Here is a 16,718-nt window from a genome sequence, read left to right as displayed (position 1 = left end):
TCGATAATTACAGGTAATGAAAAATTCACAATAATAAAGGAATTAAAACTTAGATTCTACGCATCAAGCGTATCATTGGAGAGATTTCATTGACAGATAAACAACTGCCTATTATGCAAGTGATCCCCGAGCTTAAACATACACTGCAATCCCATTCGGCGGCGGTACTGATTGCACAGCCGGGAGCGGGGAAAACGACGGTAACACCTCTGGAGCTACTGCATGAGCCGTGGCTGGCAGGGCAAAAGATGATTATGCTGGAGCCGAGGCGTTTGGCAGCGCGTGCAGCAGCAGCGCAAATGGCAAAAGCGCTCGGAGAGCCCACCGGGAAGACCGTGGGTTACCGGGTTCGTATGGATACAAAAGTAGGGCCAAACACACGGATTGAAGTGGTTACGGAGGGCGTACTGACCCGGATGCTACAACATGATCAGGCGTTGGAGGGAGTAGGCCTGATTATTTTTGATGAGTTTCATGAACGCAGCCTGCATGCAGATTTGGGATTGGCACTTGCCCTGCAAAGTCAGGCACTGTTGCGACCGGATTTGAAGATATTGATCATGTCTGCCACCCTGGAGGCAGAGCCTGTATGTAGATTATTAGGGGATGCGCCATTGCTGGAATGTCCAGGCACTGTATTTCCGGTAGAAACCTTTCATATGTCCAAACCTTCGTCAACTTCATTAGAGTCCTTTACGGCTGAGACGGTAGAAAAGGTACTCCATGCTCATGAAGGTGATCTGCTGGTGTTTTTACCAGGGGCTAGAGAAATTCACAGAACGGAACGAGAATTGGCTTCAAAGCATTTACCAGCACATGTCAAGGTCATTCCGCTGTATGGGAGCATGAAGCTGGAGCAGCAGGATGAAGCAATACGCCCGTCGGCTTCGGGCAGTCGAAAAGTGGTATTGGCCACCTCAATTGCCGAGTCTAGCTTGACCATCGCCGGAATCACGGTGGTGATCGACAGCGGACTATCGCGGGAGTCTGTATTTTCCGCGCGAACCGGCATGAGCCGTTTGACCACGGTCAAGGTGTCCAAGGCCTCCGCCGATCAGCGGCGCGGACGGGCGGGCCGCCTCCAGCCGGGCGTATGCTACCGGCTGTGGAGCGCGCAGGAGCAAGCCGCGCTCCCCGATGCCAGCCGGCCGGAAATCGCCGCGGCGGATCTGGCCCCGCTCGCGCTGGAGTTGGCGGTCTGGGGCGTGCGCGAGCCCGCCGAGCTGGCCTGGCTGGATGCCCCGCCTGAGGCGGCGTACCGCCAGGCCACAGGTCTGCTGCACCAGCTCGGCTGCCTGGGTGAAGCAGCCGATGGCACTACAGGCGGCATTACCGCGCATGGGCGCGAGGTGTCCGCCCTGGGCACGCACCCGCGCCTTGGGCACATGCTGTTGCGTGCTGCGGCCCTCGGCCTGGCACCAACTGCCAGCCGTCTGGCTGCGCTGCTGCAAGAGCGTGACCCGTTCCGCGCTCATGGCGGAACGGATTTACGCCCGCGACTGGATGCCCTGCGCGAGGCGGCCCATGCCCGCAGTACGCACAGCCTGCTGCGGGCAGCAGACGATACGGTGATTCGCCGTATCGTGCAGGAGAGCCGGCAGCTGCTAGCCAAGCTGCCGACAGCAGCCGCAGCGCAGGACGAGCCTGACGGCTCCGCGGCTTGCGGGTTGCTGTTGGCCTTTGCGTATCCGGATCGGATCGCGCAGGGCCGGGGGGATGGTCGCTTTTTGCTTAGCGGCGGTCGGGGGGCGCGACTCCGACAAGTGGAGTGGATGTCGCGTTCGTCCTATCTCGTCGCCGCTGAAGTGGACGACGAGGGAGCAGACGGTGCTATTCAGTTGGCGGCACCAATTGAACTGCAAGAGCTGGTCGAACATTGCAGTGAAATGCTGTTGGAACAAGCTAACGTATACTGGGATAGCTACGCCTCAGCAGTGAGAGCCCGCAAAGTACTGCGGCTGGGCTCACTTGTCTTAAAGGAAACGTCCTATGAGCGACCTCCGGCAGAGGAAGTAGCTGCTGCCTTGATGCAGGGTGTCCGTGAACGAGGTCTAAAGCTGCTGTCATGGAATCGGCAAACCCTCCAGTTGCAGGCGCGTTTGATTTTTATGCACTTCTCGGCCCCTGAGGACTGGCCGGATTGCACGGAATCGGCATTGTTGGATTCTCTGGAAGCGTGGCTGCTACCTTTTGCTATAGGAGCCAAAAATGTATCCGATCTGCAACGGCTTGACAGTGCTGCATTGCTGCTTGGCAGGCTGGATTGGGAACAGCGGCAGCAGCTTGATCAGGAAGCGCCGACGCATATCCGCGTACCCAGCGGTTCCCGCATTCCTGTCGATTATTCAAATCCTGAGGCACCAGCGCTGGCCGTACGACTACAAGAGTTGTTCGGTATGGGGGATACGCCTCGTATTGGACGCGGACGTGTGCCAATTGTATTGCATTTACTGTCACCTGCCCAGCGACCTGTCCAAGTGACTTCCGACTTGTCCAGCTTCTGGAGCGAGGCTTATTTTGAGGTCAAAAAGGATCTAAAGGGCAGATATCCCAAGCATTATTGGCCGGATGATCCACTGGAAGCTATGGCGACCAACAGAGCAAAGCCAAAGCGTTAAATAGAAGCTATTTTATGCTAATCGACTTTTTGAATTTTTGTAAAACGTTTAAACGTCATTATAGTGGGGTAATGAAAAACGAACCACTCAACACTAAAATATTTGGGAGGTAACTATCATGGCTAATAACTTAAACGATTATAACGAAAAGAAAATTGTCGGTGTTTTTGATACAGAACAGGAAGCGTCTCGTGCGATTGGACAATTGCAGAGCAAAGGAATTCCAAGCAGTGAGATTTCTGTGATCACACGTGACCGTGACGATCTAAGGGCGATTAGCGAAGAGACAGGCACGAAGGCACCGGAGGGTGTAGCGACAGGTGCGGCTACAGGTGGAGTTGTAGGCGGTGTCGCTGGCTTGCTGGCAGGCATCGGGGCCTTGGCTATTCCGGGTATCGGACCTATCCTTGCCGCTGGACCTATCGCGGCTACTCTTACCGGAGCAGCTGTCGGAGCGGGAGCAGGTGGCTTGGTCGGTGGACTGGTCGGGCTGGGCATTCCAGAGGATGATGCACGTCAATACGAGACATACGTCGATCAGGGCAAGATTTTAGTGCTGGTGGATTCCGCTGACCATCACAGGGATGTTTATGATATTTTCCGCACCAACCGTTCGCTGAATGCGGATCGTTACAGAACGTATGATGATACGGTGGCGGACACGCCGCGTACAGATGTGTACACAGATACTAGAAGGAACCTGTAAACACTTTACGGCTAGTTAAGAAAGTGATGTACAGTAGGCTTTCCTATTTCCTTTGCATATAGGTTGTTTTTACAGCAGCAGTCTCCCTGAGAGGGAGGACTGCTGCTTTTACATATTTTTACTCATTGATAAACCTGAGATAAATGATGCTTTGCATGCCGTTGGCACGTTTAACCTTCTATATATTTTTACAGAATTGTCGTTATAATAGATTGAGGATTTTGCAAAAATCCTGGATTTATAAATTGCTAGATGTAACAGGAGAGTGACATGAGTCAAAAAGAGAGAATTTCCGAAGTCGCTTTGCTGAGAGGGCTGGCTTTTGCGGCCGTTGTTCTTCAGCATTCCGTCGCACACTATGCGGTTGCGCAGGGGGCGCGCATCCAGGACGGGGTATTGATGACACTTTTACTGCTGTGTTCCAAATTTGCAGTTCCTGTGTTTGTATTTATCACTGGAATGGTGCTATTTTACAATTATGATGGAGCCTTAAAGTACGGAACGTTTTTACGTAAAAGATTCATGGACATCATCGTTCCTTATATCATATGGTCTCTTTTATACGAATTGGGAAATCAGCTTGCCCAAAGTGGTGGATATATTCACCCGCTGGATTTTTTCCAGAAGTTGTTGAACGGGAAAAGCAGCTATCATCTATGGTACATCGTTATGATTATTCAATGTTATGTGTTATTTCCGGTGTTTCGTTATGCCGTTCGCCGTTTGTCTGCGCTACTGCCGTCAAAATGGCGACCCGCTGCATTGGCTGGATTCGGCGTGCTATATATTTTGCTCATGTTCGCCGTTGGACCCGTATACCAAGTGATGGATAAGCTCCAGCTTCCGCTCATTACCTCTTGGTTTACCCAGTACGCTGACCGGAATGTGATCTACTTTTTCTTTTATTTTGTGCTAGGAGCGGCAGCCGGGATGAACGTCAAGCGTTGGAATGCTTGGGTAACCAAAGCACAGATGATATACTGGCCGTTGTTTATCGTGATTACAGGCTACTTACTGTATGAGATGATCGGTCAGTTCCAGACGCCGCGAGGTACAGTTCTTTCCTTTAACTATTTGTCTCTGCTGCGTCCAGTCATGGCTGTATATTGCGTTGCGTCTATTTTTGTAGCTTATCGGGTAGCCACGTGGATTGCTCATAAGGGGGGACGTGTGGCGAGTATGCTGACGGCCATCGGAACGTTGTCCTATGGAGCGTATCTCATGCATGCCTTTATGCTACGTATGACCTATTATTTTGACGAGACGTTGTTTGCAGACTGGAGTCACGTTCTTCGTACGCTGGCTTCATTCGTTCTCTGTATGATCTTTTCCGTTGTCGGAACATGGCTGCTGGCACGTTTGCCTCTGGGCAAATGGATCGTGGGGCTTCGGGTTCGTCCTCGCCCGACTGGAGGTCCGCCAGCCTTACAAAAGCAAGCCTGATTTGATAACCCAATCACATATGTTCACAAGAGTATCCCAAAGCCAAGAAATAGGGCCAAGGGATACTTTTCTATCTACATTTGTTTAATAGTATACATACTGATAGACTGGATGTTCACATCCATATGGGGAGGGTCGCTAAATGAGTGGTCCAGATATAAGAAGCGTTTTTCCGATGAAAAATATTAGAAGTCTGTGTTTTTTGAACAATGTAGTGGTTAATCCATATATCGAAATCGGGGATTATACCTATTATGACGATGATGATAACCCTTTGGATTTTGAGAAAAATGTCCTTTATCATTTTGATTTTATAGGGGACAAATTAAAGATTGGTAAGTTTTGCGCGATTGCAGCCAAAGCCAAATTTATTATGAATGGCGCTAATCATAATACAAATGCGTTTACCACTTTTCCTTTTGGAGCGTTTGGTGGAGATTGGGAAGTTGGTGTACCCAATTTAAGTGGGGGCTACAAAGGGGACACTGTGGTTGGAAATGATGTTTGGATTGGCTACAATGCTAGCATTATGCCCGGAGTTCAAATTGGTGATGGCGCGATCATTGCGTCAAATGCCGTGGTGACTAAAGATGTTCTGCCATATTCCATTGTAGGAGGAAATCCCGCGAAGTTAATTCGTTATCGGTTTGATGAGGAAACTATAGCTATGCTCCAAACACTGAAATGGTGGGACTGGGACATCCAAAAAATAACAGAATATATTCCTGTTTTGACAAGTAACGATACGGAGGCCTTAAAACAATTAATCCAGTCTTCGCAATCGTAACTCTATTTTTTTAGCTTTAGTTACATTATTTCAACATATGAAAAATTCATAATAGAAAGAACAATAAAATCATTTCTCAGCGCTTCGCACACTACTCTATATCGCCTCATTCTATATCTCTCACCATCTTAAAACAGGTCACAAGGGATGGAGAGTTCTCATAAACTCTTATCTCATCAGAGGAAATAGTGTATGGACGCAGAGTGGTTTATAATGGAAGATAAGGTGCACGAATAAGGTGTGGAGGAGGCTGTGAAATGGCGTTTATGATATCCCAGCGGGCTTTTATCAAAATTTATCTGATCACAATGGTGGAGAGGCATCGCGGTTATGGATATCAGATGCTCGAATCGATGAAGGATGAGTTTAGTGGCTTTGGATATGTTCCGCCTCAGAGCGAGGTTTACCGGGCGCTGCATGAGCTGGTACAGGAAGGCGTTTTTTACCGTACCAAGCGATTGAAAGGAACAGACCCGCGCGTGGATTTTCAGGAGATTGTACTCTATCACTTTACAGATGATGGGGAGGAGAAAGCACGATTGTACAAGAAGCAGGTCAAAGCTGATTTGGACCGTTGCTTAGGTATGCTGCATAAAGCGGAACAAGACAACTATTCCTAACCACGAAAGGATGAGAATGATGGGTAGAAAGCTGAAATGGGGAATTTTAGGCACTGCGGAGATCGCCCAAATCGCTGTAATTCCTGCGATTCAGCAATCTGAACGCGGAGAAGTGCTTGGGATTGCTAGTCGTAATGCAGATAAAGCCGCTGAGGCCGCCCGGGAGTTCGATATTCCAAAAAGTTATGGAAGCTATGATGAACTGTTGGCTGATCCCGAAATCGGAGCGGTGTACATTCCGTTGCCAAACCATCTGCATGAAGAGTGGACCATTCGGGCAGCGGAGGCTGGGAAGCACGTTTTGTGTGAAAAACCATCTTCTCTTAGCTCGGCTGGGACAAGCCGCATGATTGAAGCATGTCAACGTGCAGGAGTGATCTTTGCAGAGGCTTTTATGTATCGCTATCATCCCAAACATCGAAGAATTAAGGAAATTATCAATAGTGGGGAAATTGGTGACATTCGCGGCATCCATTGTACGTTTACGTTTAACAATACCGATCAGGCAGATAATGTGCGCTTTAATAAAAACATGGGCGGCGGCTCGCTATATGATGTGGGCGTCTATCCGATATCAGCCGCTCGTATGTATTTGGACCGGGAGCCGGAGGCAGTGACGGTACATGCCTTATTTTCCCCGGAGCATGACAACGTCGATATGATGGCTTCCGGCTTGCTGGAATTTCCGGGTGGAGTCAACCTTACTTTCGATTGTGGCATGTGGGCAGCCAACCGTTCCAACATGGAAATTCTCGGTAGCAAGGGTACGATTGCGATGCCCAAAATGTTCGGTTGGGAAAGAACGTCTGTGGTACCGCAAATTTTCGTCCACGTCGGTTCGGTTACGCGTGAGGAACGTCTGAAAGGTTTTAATTCCTTTGAACTGCAAGCGGATGCTTTTGCTAAAGCGGTGCTTGACGGTGTCCCGTTGCCGTATGAGCCAGAAGATGCGGTGAGCAATATGAAGGTGATCGACGCTTGTATTGAGTCAGCTCGCAGTCGGAAACGGATAGAAATTGGATAAACGGGATCACCGTATTCCCGTAAGGCATAAAAAAGCAGCCTGTCCAAAGGACAAGCTGCTTTTTTAGATGAACGAATACATAAGCGTATAGCATTACATATTTTCATCATAGTCGGTGACATCACGCTTGGCGGCAGTTGCAGGCGAGTTCGATGTACCGTATTTTTCTACGGCATCCCATGCGCCCGCATCGTCAAATCGTCCTGCATTTCGTTGGCGAACCTCACCTGCACCCTTGGGTGGCGGAGTCATGACCTGTTCCTCTACCGGGCGGTCATTCGATAATTCTCGAGTTGGCGTGTGCTCGACGGTATAGGCTGTATATGGAATGGCTTGCAACCGTTCAAAAGGAATTTCTTCCCCGCTCTCCACACATATCCCGTACGTTCCATCCTTCATCCGTTGAAGGGCTGCATTGACCTGCTCCAGCTCGTCTTGCAGCGAATCATTAATCGCCAGATCACGGGACCGTTCAAAGGTTTCTGTCCCTATATCAGCGGGGTGGTTGTCATAGGACGAGAGCTCACCTGTAGAATCTGTCAGTGTTTCTCCCAATGGAGCGTTTTCCTGACCGTTTTGTTCAAAATGCTTTTCTAAATCCTTTTTCTGCTCCAACAACATATGTTTCAGCTCTGCAAGCTGCGAATCGTTCAAGTGGTTCATGATCATCTCCCCTTCGTGGTCTGGATAAGTGACACGTATGCTCTTTTATACCCGTTCATAGGGCTGGGCAATCAGCAGAGACTTTTATTCCCAGCCTAGAATGTGATATAAAAAGAATAGTGTGTTAAGGAGGGAATAACCGATGGATGAACATATGAAGCGTCGTCTGGATAAGCAAAAGCAGTTGTTTAAGCAACTGGGCATTCAGCTGGACGCGCTCTCCATTCATGAGAAACAGTTTAAGAATAAAATGCGCGGCTATGATCCGGACGAGGTGGATGCCTTTCTGGATGAAGTGATCAAGGATTACGAACGCTTTTATGCGAATATAGCCGACCTGATGGACAAGTGGCAGGAGCAGCAGGCAACCATACGTGATTTGAAAAATGCACCTAAGCCTGCCGCCGACCTTAATGGACTTGACCGTCGTCAACTGGAGGATATCGTTAAGCAGTTGGAATATAGTGTACGCCAATTAAAAGTGCGAGTACGTCCTGAAAATGACTATTTTCCGGAGTAAGGTGCAGTAAGCACTGTGTTAGTGCCTCTATTGTGGTATGATGGAAACATGCATTTTACCAAACATTTAATGAGGCACACACATAAAGGTGGTTAACATGAGTACCCATTTTTCCGTTAGTATCCATTGTCTGCTTCTTCTGGCTGAAGGGGCACCGGAGCGAATGACATCGTCACTTATTGCTTCCAGCATCAATACAAACCCGGTAGTTGTGAGAAGGATTATGAGCCGACTCAAGCAAGCGGGTTTGGTGGATTCGTCGCCTGGAGCACGCGGCTTTCGTCTAAGCATGTCCAGTTCAAACATCAATCTGAAAATGATCTATGAGGCGACCAAGGATGAAGGTCCGTTGTTCGCCATCCATACCGATAGCAATCATAATTGTGAGGTAGGCAGGAACATAGACGCATTGTTGGATGGTTTATATACCGTGGCAGAGCAGAAAATACAGGCGTTTTTCGAGACCGTTACGCTGCGAGATCTGGAGCAGGCACTTCAGCAGCGCGTGGGGCAACAAAGTTCATCTGTGTAAAGACGCTGGTAAGGAGAAATTGATATGAAAATCATCGTACTTTCAGACACTCATATGCCGCATAGAAGCAAAACGTTACCTAGTCGGCTTGTACAGGAGTTAAAAGGCAGTGACCTCATTCTCCATGCCGGAGATTGGACAGATTGGTTCGTATATGAACGTCTAGCTGAATTTGCGCCTGTGCAAGGCATTGCCGGAAACAATGATGGAATGGACATTGTGGAGCGTTTAGGCTATCAACGAATCGTTGAAGTTGAAGGCAAGCGGATCGGTATGGTACACGGTCACGGCTGGCGAGGCTCGACAGAAAATATCGCATTGAATACGTTTAAGGGAGAAACGCTGGATTGCCTGATTTATGGACATTCGCATATTCCGGTGGTCAAAACGATTGACGGTCAGCTTGTCCTTAATCCGGGGTCTCCGACGGACAAACGCGGCGAAGACGAATATTCATTTATCGTGCTGACGATTGAAGCTGATCAGATGGAAGCACAGCTTGTTCTTTATCCAGATAAACATTGATTTAAAACCAACAACTGTTGATAAAAGGGGAAGCTATGGCTATTTTTGAATTAGAACCAATGAAGCATCATGTGTTGATCTGCAATGGAGGCACATGTATGCGAAATGAGGGTGAAGAAGTTACACAGGCAATTCGGGATGAAATTCGTAAACAAAATGCAGAAGCATATATTCACACGACCAGAACTCGCTGTAATGGGCGTTGTCATGATGCTGCGGTTGTGATCGTATATCCTCAAGGGGACTGGTATGGTCAAATGACCCCCGACTCGGGGACTCAACTGGTGCAGAAGCTCGTAACGGGAGAGAAGCTGGAACCTCATCTTTTTCATGAGTGTACAGGTCAATCCAGCTCGGAATAATCCATTCAACCATCTATAAGTACATGAGTAGAGAAAATCTTTGCAGAGATTTTCTCTTTTTTGCGTTTAATCCCCGATGTGAAAGGTAAAAGTATACTGTGGACACCAATCCGATAGGGAGGGAAGTAAAATGGCCCCATTTGAAGATAACCTGCACGATCAGAATCAGCAGAAAGGACAGACGGGGAAAGGAACAACGGAGTCTAAACATCAGAAACAGTCGATCAATCGAGATCATGCAGAGCAGTATCCGACAGAGCAGGAAAGCTTGTTCGACCGTTTTGAGATCGAGCAGACGGTAGACGCCATTCCTGTAGAGGATTTGAAGATGGAAAGACAGGAGGAGAGAGACAAGGATGCAACCAAGCACACCTCTTCCAGTGAGAAAAAATACAATGGTGGCGTATAATCATCAACTAACTGGTAATATTTAAAAAGAAATCTCTTGACTTTAAGATATATGTAATGTATATTAAGTTACGAAAAGTAATTAATTTTTCTCAGGAGGTAACAAAAAAATGGCTAAAGACTTCTTCACAGCTCTGAAAGACAGACGCTCCTATTATGGTATTAGCAAAGAACAGGTTATTTCTGACCAACGGATTCAAGAGATTGTAGAGGAAGCTGTTAAGTACACACCTACCTCTTTCAACTCCCAAACTTCACGTGCTGTAGTGTTGCTCGGAGAGCATCATGATAAACTGTGGAATATTACAGAAGATATTTTGCGTGAGGTTGTAGGCAATGAGGAGCAATTCAAGTCTACTGCCGAGAAAATGAACGGTTTCCGCAGCGGATACGGAACAGTCTTGTTCTTTGAAGACAATAACGTGGTAGCTGGTCTGCAACAACAATTTGAAGCCTACGCGGACAATTTCCCAATCTGGTCCAACCAATCTAATGGTATGCTGCAATTGGTGGTATGGACGGCTCTGGAGCAAGAAGGACTGGGGGCATCCCTTCAGCATTACAACCCATTGATTGATGAAAAAGTGAAAAACGAATGGAACATTCCTGAGCATTGGAAACTGATTGCTGAAATGCCATTTGGTAAACCGACATTCCAACCAGGTGAAAAAGAATTCCAGCCTGTTGAAGAACGCGTAAAAACATTTAAATAATTATAATTTTCACGATAAAATGACGATTCAGGCTCGACCTGGTAAAGCACTGTGGGTATCCACAGTGCTTTTTGTCATTCCATCTTTAAGGCATATAAGCTTTGATATGTACGGACACAGGGGTTAATTCATCCGTTAGTGGGTGATATTATGTTTAAAATTGGATGAGAAGTTTACATTGGTGTTATTGCGGTTTTATGCAGATGTCTAGGATAACGCGCATTCAAAGGAGGAAAAATGATGAACTATGATTGCATTATTGTTGGTGGGGGAATTGCTGGATTGCAAGCAGCGATTCAATTGGGGAGATACAGCAGTCATCGGGTGCTGGTCATAGATTCGGGCTATGGCCGATCTACGCTGTGCCATCAGTATCATAATATTTTGGGCTTTCCTGACGGAATTTCTGGTGAAGAGCTGCGACGGCTTGGACGTAGTGAAGCCACAAAACTAGGTACTGAGTTTATTGAAGGGAAGGCGGTAAAAGCCGCCCAAAGAGGAGAGCTTTTTGACATTCAAGTGGAGGCAGGAACCGTGTATTCATCTAAGACGCTGTTGTTAGCTACAGGGCTAACGGACCGTTTTCCAAAGCTGGAAGGGTTACAAGCCTGCTTGGGCAACAGTGTATATGTGTGCCCGGACTGTGACGGTTACGAGGTTCAGGATCGCAGCACGGTCGTCATGGGGGCCGGTAAAGCAGGAGCTTCCATGGCTCTGATCTTGTCAGCGCGTACCGATCAACTTGTTTATGTCAATCATGAGCGTTCAGAGGTGCCGGACGAGCTGATTGTGAAGCTGCGGGAAAAAGGGATTGGCTATAAGGAAGCAGCCATTTCTGAGATTATAACCGGAGAACCGGGCTGTTTTGAAGGAGTGCGGCTGGCTGATGGACAAGTGGTTCGAGCAGAGCGGGGCTTTTTAGCTTTTGGCAGCAATCATGTTCATTCAGAGCTGGCAGAGCAACTGGGTGTACATCTGCTGCACAATAAGCATATTGAAACTCATCCTCGCAGCAAAATGACAAATGTGGAAAATGTATGGGTAGCCGGGGACTTAGGAGCTCATGCCGAGCAAGCGACTGTGGCAATGGGAGAAGGAGCTATGTCAGCGATTTGGATACACAAGGTATTAACTGGTATGAAAACAAAAGTACCGCAGCTCTGAGAGCTGCGGTTTAGAACGATGGGCGAGTACTCGTTGGGAGTTGAAGTTCAAAGCGTTTAAATTGATCGCTAATGCCATACTTACGTAAAATTTCCGCTTGTTTGTTACCGATGAGATCAAAATGCGGATAGGGCTGACGCTGATGAATATATTGGGGGTCTAATCCGTTTTGGTTGCACCATAAGCGCAGCTTGTCCAAATCAGAACATCCTACCTTGGTGACAGTTGTAATGCCTGGAAAGCGATCATCCAGCCAGTAATGGGTCAGAAAAGCAATTTCACCACGACTGACCTCTCTTTTCCAGGCCATAAGTTCCTGGCGGGTAATGCCAAATGCCATCGTTCTCATCCTTCCTTGGCCCATTCTGAAATTATGAGCTGCTGAGCGGTTGTCCCATTATTTTCGTACTATAGTTTGTATTATGATCCACATGGGGTAACACAATAACAGGAGACCATGTGTGGCGACCTCCTGTTAGCAGTTAAAGCCATCTCTCGGCCCAGCTCTCCACACCATTCAATGCATCACCTAGCTCTTTACCCTTGCGTGTCAGCGAATACTCAGTACGCACAGGCCGCTCTGTGATGACATTGCGAAGGATCAGGCCGGAAAGCTCTAGTTCCTTGATGCGTTCGTTCAGCATGCGTTTGCTAAGATCAGGTATAGAGACGTGAATTTCACTAAATCGTTTGGGATGTTCCATCAAAGTATGAATGATGAGAGCGGTCCATTTTTTGCTGATGATCTGAAAGGACTGTTCCACCTTACCGCACAAAAGCTTAGGCTGCCTGTCGTCGCTCATCTGAATCCCCTCAATTTCATTGTTGTTTTAAACAGTATACTAAAAGTAACTCTGTATACCAATAGTAACTATAACGCTTTGTATCAACTGTGACATATTTAACAGTTTTTTCTCTTTCCTTTCGTCAATCATACCACAGAAAACGTTATCATTACAGGATATATCGAATGTTCACGATTTCGCTAAAATTTGATTGACTTGCCCCTTATTTTGGGTGTATTATGGGTTACGTTAATTCCTCAGGTAACTTTTAATAACCTCATCTTTATAATGGGAAGAAGGAATAATTCATGGATTCAATGACATTTGTCTTATTTGGAGCGACAGGGGATTTGGCAAAACGCAAAATTTACCCTGCCTTGTATAATTTGTTTGTAGAAGGTAAAATTCCGGCTTCCTTTTCTGTAATTGGGATGGGGCGTCGTGAAGTGGCGGACGAGCAATTTCAAAGTAATGTAGAGCAATCCATTAAGGACTTTTCCAGACACGTGAATGAAGACCGTGCACAGATGGATCAGTTCTTAAGTGCTTTCCGTTACAGCGCATTGAACGTCAACCACCCGGAAGATTATAAAAAGCTGCTGCAGCTTGCTGAGCAACGTGAAAATGACTTGGGAATTCCGGGGAACCGCATGTTTTACTTATCGGTGGCACCGGAATTTTTTGATGTGATTGCCCTCAATATTCGAGAAAGTGGTTTAGCTGAAACAAAGGGTTGGAAACGGCTCATTATCGAAAAACCATTTGGACATGATTTGGAATCCGCACGTGAGCTGAATGATCGCCTAAGCAGAACCTTTGCTGAGGATGAGATTTATCGTATTGACCATTACTTAGGTAAGCCCATGGTGCAAAACCTGGAAGCCTTAAAATTTGCTAATCCATTGCTCCAAGGAATATGGAACAATCAATACATCGCCAATGTGCAAATTACCGCTTCCGAGACTGTAGGGGTGGAGGAGCGAGCAGGATACTATGATCATTCCGGCGCTATTCGTGATATGGTACAAAATCACATGCTGCAGGTGTTGATGATGACGGCGATGAACAAGCCGGGACATGTCACGGCTGACCAGGTGCGTGACGAAAAAAGCAAGGTCATGGACGCGCTTCGCGCGCTTGATCCTTCCGACATTGCTTCCAACGTGGTTAGAGGCCAATATACCAACGGTGAGATCAACGGAAAAGCAGTTCCTTCCTATAAAGAAGAGCCGGATATCGGACCTGATTCGCAAAATGATACTTTCATTTCAGCTCGCCTATGGATTGACAACGAACAATGGTCGGGTGTGCCGTTCTATATTCGTACCGGCAAACGTATGAAAGAAAAATCTACTCGTATCGTCGTGGAATTCAAAAAGGACAGCACAGATCCTTATGCCGCTCAAGGGCAACCGACTGACCCGAACTTGCTGATCATCCATGTTAACCCGGATGAAAAGGTAACGCTGCGTCTGAATAGCAGAGACCCGCTAAACGCTGGTCAACTGGAAACGGTTCTGATGAATTATCATTCCGAGGCCAAGGATGTACCAGAAGCCTATGAGCGCCTCATCTTTGATGCGCTGCGCGGCGATTCCACCTTTTTTGCTCATTGGAACGAAGTTGAGCTTTCATGGGTGTGGGTTCAACCTGTACTGGAAGCTTTTGCTCGTGGTGAGGTTCCACTTCACACGTATGCAGCAGGCTCTTACGGTCCAGAAGCTTCAGATCAATTGTTAGAGGAGCAAGGCTTTACATGGTGGTTGGACGAAAAGTCCGAAAGCTCTGAGAAAGCAGTCGTTCGTTCTTAACACTTATAAGAAAGTATATACAAAATATGTTTGCTACGGCAGGAGGCCTTTACTATGCAAGTAGGATTAATTGGTTTGGGAAAAATGGGCTTGAATCTCGGAAAAAATTTGATCGATCATAAGCATGAACTTGTCGCTTACGACGTCAATGCAGCCGCAATCCAAGAAATGAAGGATTATGGAGCTACAGGTGCTTCTACATTGGAAGAGCTTGTACAGGCAACTCAATCCCCTAGAGTATTATGGATTATGGTTCCTCACCAAATTGTTGATTCTGTGCTGGATCAGCTTCAACCGATGTTGTCCAAAGGGGACATCATTATTGAAGGTGGTAATTCTCATTACAAAGAGTCTATTGCTCGTCATGCCCGTCTTCAAGAATATGGTATCAGCTTCATGGATGCTGGAACTTCAGGCGGGATGGAAGGCGCACGTAATGGCGCTTGTTACATGATCGGTGGCGATCCGGAAGCTTGGGCGGTTGTTGAGCCTATTTTCCGTGACACAGCAGTGGAAAATGGATATCTGTATGCAGGTAAATCAGGAAGCGGACATTTTCTGAAAATGGTTCATAACGGTGTGGAATACGGCATGATGGCTTCCATCGGTGAAGGATTTGAAGTGCTAGAAAAAAGCAGCTTTGACTTTGATTATGAACAAGTAGCGCGCGTGTGGAACAACGGTTCTGTTATTCGCTCTTGGTTGATGGGTTTGACTGAACGTGCATTTTCCAAAGATGCAAACCTGGACGAAATTCGTGGGGTTATGCACTCTTCTGGTGAAGGAAAATGGACGGTTGAAGAAGCATTGGACATTCAGGCTGCAACTCCAGTCATTGCTTTGTCCCTGCTGATGCGCTATCGTTCTCTTGATGCGGACACGTTCAACGGAAAAGTGGTTGCTGCGTTGCGCAATGAATTTGGCGGTCACGCGGTAGAAAAGAAGTAATAACAATATAAGTTAGTATCTATCCCCGTAGCTTCACAACTGCGGGGATATTGCTATATGTTTTGTCGTTTATTGGATTCTTACAAAACCTGCATATGCATATTTTTCCTTGTATATCCGCACAATAGGTGAAAAAGGCGGAAGGATGAATAGCAAATGTGCAAAAGGTTTTCGTTATCGGCTGATTTGGATGAGGTAAGGGATCACTTTGGTATACAACGGGTGATGTATTATTACAAAACACGCTATAACATGAGTCCCACTCAGCATGTTCCAATTGTGCTGTATCAGGATGGAGAACGGGTACTTGATGAATTTCGCTGGGGATTTATTCCCTACTGGGGCAAGGATTGTGTCAACGCAGACTTGAATACGGTTCGGGTAAATCCGAGTTATCGCAAGATGGCGGAAACCCGGCGCTGTATCATTCCATGCAATGGATTTTATTATTGGCGAAAATTGGGTAAACGCATGTGTGCTGTACGGGTGGTGCTGCCGGAACAGAAGATGTTTGCGGTCGCGGGGCTATATGAAGTATGGCAGGATAGTCGTAAGGAGCCTTTACGCACCTGTACGATGATGACAGTTCATGCCAATACGGATATACGTGAATTCGATACCCGTATGCCGGCTATTTTGGAAGCTGATCATATAGATTCATGGCTAGATCCGTCTGTCCAGAACATAGATGAGCTGTTGCCTCTACTGCGCACATATGAGAAAGGGGACATGAGTATCTATCCAGTGACCCCGCTGGTGGCCAATGATGAACATGATAACCGTGAATGTATTCAGGAAATGGATTTGCAGTGGTCCTGGATTAAACCTTAAACGTATGGAGATTTTCATCCATTATTGATCATAAGCTTCCCGCCGCCTGCATAGGTATGTATTGGGGAACAAGCGTCATGATCCGGGGAGAGGGGAAACGGCCGAAGGAGTATCTCATATGGGATGGAGGCGATTGGAATGAGTAACGATACACTCATCCAGCTGCTGGTGCTCATGGTGACGATCATCGGTCTGGTCCAAAACCGGTAAGTGGCAGGTTCCAGAAGGCGGGAGAATTGCCGTAGGCAATCTTCCGTT

Annotated in this window: 19 protein-coding genes; 16 read left to right on the top strand and 3 right to left on the bottom strand. The window is 47.1% G+C overall.

Annotated features, from left to right (window positions below; all coding sequences use genetic code 11):
- The first annotated feature begins 89 nt into the window (after positions 1 to 89).
- The 6 genes from hrpB (at position 90) to NLX73_RS07225 (ending at position 7,198) form a co-directional block, all read left to right on the top strand.
- Positions 90 to 2,618, top strand: a complete 2,529-nt coding sequence (hrpB, locus tag NLX73_RS07250) for an ATP-dependent helicase HrpB (RefSeq protein WP_254325783.1) — start codon at positions 90 to 92, stop codon at positions 2,616 to 2,618.
- Between the two features lie 118 nt (positions 2,619 to 2,736).
- A complete protein-coding gene (locus NLX73_RS07245; RefSeq protein ID WP_061830310.1) occupies positions 2,737 to 3,324 on the top strand; it encodes a general stress protein in 588 nt (195 codons plus the stop codon).
- A 270-nt stretch (positions 3,325 to 3,594) separates the two neighbouring features.
- On the top strand, positions 3,595 to 4,767 hold the full coding sequence (locus tag NLX73_RS07240) for an acyltransferase (protein ID WP_254325782.1): 1,173 nt from the start codon (positions 3,595 to 3,597) through the stop codon (positions 4,765 to 4,767).
- 142 nt (positions 4,768 to 4,909) lie between these two features.
- The gene (locus NLX73_RS07235) at positions 4,910 to 5,554 is read left to right on the top strand and encodes a CatB-related O-acetyltransferase (protein ID WP_069291752.1); all 645 of its coding nucleotides are present in this window, start codon (positions 4,910 to 4,912) and stop codon (positions 5,552 to 5,554) included.
- A gap of 257 nt (positions 5,555 to 5,811) precedes the next feature.
- Positions 5,812 to 6,174: a replication termination protein gene (locus NLX73_RS07230; protein WP_013310011.1), complete on the top strand. Its 363-nt coding sequence runs from the start codon at positions 5,812 to 5,814 to the stop codon at positions 6,172 to 6,174.
- Positions 6,175 to 6,193: 19 nt separating this feature from the next.
- Positions 6,194 to 7,198, top strand: a complete 1,005-nt coding sequence (locus NLX73_RS07225) for a Gfo/Idh/MocA family protein (protein ID WP_061830313.1) — start codon at positions 6,194 to 6,196, stop codon at positions 7,196 to 7,198.
- Positions 7,199 to 7,291: 93 nt separating this feature from the next.
- Here the strand turns inward: NLX73_RS07225 and NLX73_RS07220 are convergent, their stop codons facing one another.
- Entirely contained in the window at positions 7,292 to 7,861 is a 570-nt protein-coding gene (locus NLX73_RS07220; RefSeq protein ID WP_061830314.1) for a TraR/DksA C4-type zinc finger protein, read from the bottom strand.
- A gap of 142 nt (positions 7,862 to 8,003) precedes the next feature.
- On the opposite strand from NLX73_RS07220, the gene NLX73_RS07215 reads away from it, so the two are divergent.
- The 7 genes from NLX73_RS07215 (at position 8,004) to NLX73_RS07185 (ending at position 12,085) form a co-directional block, all read left to right on the top strand.
- Entirely contained in the window at positions 8,004 to 8,381 is a 378-nt protein-coding gene (locus NLX73_RS07215; protein WP_023988297.1) for a DivIVA domain-containing protein, read from the top strand.
- 97 nt (positions 8,382 to 8,478) lie between these two features.
- The gene (locus tag NLX73_RS07210; RefSeq protein WP_013310015.1) at positions 8,479 to 8,913 is read left to right on the top strand and encodes an Rrf2 family transcriptional regulator; all 435 of its coding nucleotides are present in this window, start codon (positions 8,479 to 8,481) and stop codon (positions 8,911 to 8,913) included.
- A gap of 24 nt (positions 8,914 to 8,937) precedes the next feature.
- Positions 8,938 to 9,438 carry a metallophosphoesterase family protein gene (locus NLX73_RS07205; protein WP_254325781.1) on the top strand — a complete coding sequence of 167 codons (501 nt, stop codon included), beginning with the start codon at positions 8,938 to 8,940 and terminating at the stop codon, positions 9,436 to 9,438.
- 35 nt (positions 9,439 to 9,473) lie between these two features.
- Entirely contained in the window at positions 9,474 to 9,800 is a 327-nt protein-coding gene (locus NLX73_RS07200) for a (2Fe-2S) ferredoxin domain-containing protein (RefSeq protein WP_254325780.1), read from the top strand.
- 130 nt (positions 9,801 to 9,930) lie between these two features.
- Positions 9,931 to 10,209 carry a hypothetical protein gene (locus NLX73_RS07195; RefSeq protein ID WP_061830317.1) on the top strand — a complete coding sequence of 93 codons (279 nt, stop codon included), beginning with the start codon at positions 9,931 to 9,933 and terminating at the stop codon, positions 10,207 to 10,209.
- Positions 10,210 to 10,318: 109 nt separating this feature from the next.
- Positions 10,319 to 10,921 (top strand): nitroreductase family protein, encoded by a 603-nt coding sequence (locus NLX73_RS07190; RefSeq protein WP_025722870.1) that lies wholly within the window; start codon positions 10,319 to 10,321, stop codon positions 10,919 to 10,921.
- A gap of 240 nt (positions 10,922 to 11,161) precedes the next feature.
- Positions 11,162 to 12,085: an NAD(P)/FAD-dependent oxidoreductase gene (locus NLX73_RS07185; RefSeq protein ID WP_235308172.1), complete on the top strand. Its 924-nt coding sequence runs from the start codon at positions 11,162 to 11,164 to the stop codon at positions 12,083 to 12,085.
- A gap of 10 nt (positions 12,086 to 12,095) precedes the next feature.
- On the opposite strand, the gene NLX73_RS07180 is transcribed toward NLX73_RS07185, so the two are convergent.
- Positions 12,096 to 12,425, bottom strand: coding sequence for a hypothetical protein (locus NLX73_RS07180; protein WP_061830319.1), 330 nt, complete (start codon positions 12,423 to 12,425; stop codon positions 12,096 to 12,098).
- A gap of 142 nt (positions 12,426 to 12,567) precedes the next feature.
- Positions 12,568 to 12,888, bottom strand: a complete 321-nt coding sequence (locus NLX73_RS07175) for a winged helix-turn-helix transcriptional regulator (RefSeq protein ID WP_007430161.1) — start codon at positions 12,886 to 12,888, stop codon at positions 12,568 to 12,570.
- A gap of 290 nt (positions 12,889 to 13,178) precedes the next feature.
- On the opposite strand from NLX73_RS07175, the gene zwf reads away from it, so the two are divergent.
- From zwf to NLX73_RS07160, 3 genes are all read left to right on the top strand, one after another.
- Positions 13,179 to 14,681, top strand: a complete 1,503-nt coding sequence (gene zwf, locus NLX73_RS07170) for a glucose-6-phosphate dehydrogenase (protein ID WP_069291758.1) — start codon at positions 13,179 to 13,181, stop codon at positions 14,679 to 14,681.
- Between the two features lie 54 nt (positions 14,682 to 14,735).
- Entirely contained in the window at positions 14,736 to 15,629 is an 894-nt protein-coding gene (gene gnd / locus NLX73_RS07165) for a phosphogluconate dehydrogenase (NAD(+)-dependent, decarboxylating) (protein WP_053325295.1), read from the top strand.
- A 156-nt stretch (positions 15,630 to 15,785) separates the two neighbouring features.
- Positions 15,786 to 16,460 (top strand): SOS response-associated peptidase, encoded by a 675-nt coding sequence (locus NLX73_RS07160; RefSeq protein ID WP_069291759.1) that lies wholly within the window; start codon positions 15,786 to 15,788, stop codon positions 16,458 to 16,460.
- Positions 16,461 to 16,718 lie beyond the last annotated feature (258 nt).

Source organism: Paenibacillus sp. CH40 (assembly GCF_024213605.1).
Lineage (GTDB): Bacteria > Bacillota > Bacilli > Paenibacillales > Paenibacillaceae > Paenibacillus > Paenibacillus polymyxa_B.
Note: the sequence above shows the minus strand (reverse complement) of the source record. Positions and strands in the feature narration are given on the sequence as shown.